Here is a 1,897-nt window from a genome sequence, read left to right as displayed (position 1 = left end):
CAGAACTCACCACCCGCTATGAGCAATGGCTTACAGCTGTTTGACACAAGATAGGAGCATCTCACGACACCCCCACGCTCAACTGCGGAGAGCCGGTTTACGTGTCTCGGCATGTTCGTGGACAAGTCGTCCGTTATTGGAAACCTCGCGCGAGGTGGTGATGAAAAACCCTCGAGTACGAGTCATGCCCTATCAAGAGTTGTTCCGGGATCCCTCGAGGCGTCGTTGCCCCAGGTCAGCTCGACACGGGGTTGCAAGCTGCTCGATCTGCATTCTCGTAGGCATACGGACTCATTCTGGAACCCCGAATCAACCTAGAAGCCAGCGGATCGCAGCAAGGGAATCATCTCACTCCTGCAGAGTAGAGACCGAGCGTTTTCACTCTGCATTTCCATGTGCTCCGAATACGTCTTGAAAGCCGAACTTCCTGCCCGTGGGACGGGCCAGTGCCAACGCAAACATGCTATAGAGGCCGAAGACAGCGTAGCTAAAGTCACTTACTGGCAACGCGAGCCCCAGGAGACCGGCACCCAAACATATGACCAAGAAGTAAGCGACGCGAAATTCCCAGATGCCCATTTTGATCCTCTGATCAGCGGATGTTAGCGGCCAGGCAGCCACCAACGCCTGCGCTCACGATAGTTGCAGATCCACCAGCTGTAACGCGCCACCGGTTATCGCCACGCTGTGAGGCTACTACTGATACAGCAGCCGGACGAGCTGTCGTAATTGTACCCAGGCCACAACGCCGCGCGACGGTCCGCGGAATCGTGCCTCGTACGGTTCGAACCACTACAGCTGCAGCGCGCGCCGCCGCCGCGCGCTGAGCAGCAGCGCGAGTCGCCGCTTTGATTGCCACCTGCCCCACGACCCTGCCTCCGGCCACAATAAGCGGAACAAACCACACCGGATCAGCGAGAATCGGAAACTGGGAGTCATCCCGGAGAGCCACATGCTGAATCAGCTCGCTTCCCGCAACCTCGTAATAGCTCGGGACAGCATCACCCGCGGCGTCGACTGCCCATGGAGCCGGAATCACAACACTCGTCTCATAGGTGGCCGGGTCCTGGCCTATGACACTGCCGTCCTCTTGCGCCACAAGTTCGTGTCCTGCTGGAAGATCTACCGTAAAAGAGTACGTCGACGGCGAGTCTGGTCCGCCAATGGAGATCAGAGCCCTAACCCCATCAGCAAATACCTCTTCATCTGGAGAGAGCGCCGCCTCTAAAGCGATCGCTGTATCACCTTCGTCGAGCAGTATTCCTTCAAGATCTCCAGCGACATCCACGGGATCTCCGGACGGAAGATCGACCGCTACGACCTCATCATCGCCCGCAATGTCAATGGACCCCGCGGTCGCGTCGTACTGAATGTTTTGTAGGTCGTCAAGAGCTTGGTCAATTCCAGCCGCTTGACCAAATGCGGAGAGCTCCTCCACCGCTGAACCCTCCGCCGCCTCCTCGCCCTCAGTTTCTTCGGCGCCAGCGGGACCGATCCCATAGGCCATGAGTGCGGCGCAGACACCAAAAGTCACCGCGCGATTCATAGTCACTCTCTCCGGCATGATTAGACTTTCCTTTCAAAGTGAAGCGCATTCGCTCCGAGACAAGCAAAGACTATTCTTCCGACTCAGACTTCCTGAGTGGACAAAAGTATCTATTTCGGGGTTTCGGTACAGTCCACTTCTGAAGCCGACTTGGCGGTCTGGCTAGCAGTCGTCGGTAGCGTGCTGCACGGCCACTGGAGATCATGCCGGCAGCTGAATAGGCTCGGTGCCGTGGGTTCCCGACCATCACAGTCGCCGCTAGGTGTTGTGGGGCATGAGGTTCTTGCCACGGGTGCGTTGATGAGATGAGGAACGGGCTCCCCACCACAGGATGGAAGTTACGACACCACC

Annotated in this window: 1 protein-coding gene; it reads right to left on the bottom strand. The window is 57.6% G+C overall.

Features of this window, described 5'->3' with window-relative positions; genetic code table 11:
* Positions 1–592 precede the first annotated feature (592 nt).
* Positions 593–1,564, bottom strand: a complete 972-nt coding sequence (locus BCL67_RS15315) for a hypothetical protein (RefSeq protein ID WP_146131224.1) — start codon at positions 1,562–1,564, stop codon at positions 593–595.
* Between the last annotated feature and the right edge of the window lie 333 nt (positions 1,565–1,897).

This window comes from Nesterenkonia sandarakina (genome assembly GCF_003003175.1).
Classification (GTDB): domain Bacteria; phylum Actinomycetota; class Actinomycetes; order Actinomycetales; family Micrococcaceae; genus Nesterenkonia; species Nesterenkonia sandarakina_A.
This window is presented reverse-complemented; position numbering and strand designations above follow the sequence as displayed.

What these genes read in the sequence shown, in the direction of transcription:
- BCL67_RS15315 (WP_146131224.1), bottom strand. Translation starts at nt 1,564, where the DNA reads ATGCCGGAGAGAGTGACTATGAATCGCGCGGTGACTTTTGGTGTCTGC.